General features: G+C 41.3%; 1 protein-coding gene. It reads right to left on the bottom strand.

Annotation, left to right across the window (positions count from 1 at the left end; genetic code table 11):
* Positions 1-293 (bottom strand): DUF3829 domain-containing protein (locus LZP73_RS20150; RefSeq protein ID WP_234236694.1); only part of this gene is annotated, 293 nt, incomplete at both ends.

Here is a 293-nt window from a genome sequence, read left to right as displayed (position 1 = left end):
TAATAAACGAGAAATTCATGCCGCTTTTATCCGCTTCTTTGGCTTGCGCCACCAGCGTTTCCAGTTCAGACACTTTCTTCATTGCCGCTTCTGCATCAAACTTATCTTGCGATATCAGGTTATTAATTTGTTTCGCTGAAATCATGACTGCCAGAGAGTAGTAGTGGAATGTTTTCCCTTTCGCAAACGCATCGTCTTTATAATTTTCCTGGGTGTAATATTTATCCATTTCGTTAATGGTATTACCCAACGCTACGGCAGCATCAATATAACTCACCGCCACGCCATCAATA

Origin of the sequence: Shewanella sp. AS16 (assembly GCF_021412365.1) — a bacterium.
GTDB classification, from domain to species: Bacteria; Pseudomonadota; Gammaproteobacteria; order Enterobacterales; family Shewanellaceae; genus Shewanella; species Shewanella salipaludis.
The sequence above is the reverse complement of the archived record's forward strand: the minus strand, read 5'-3'. Positions and strand labels throughout refer to the sequence as shown.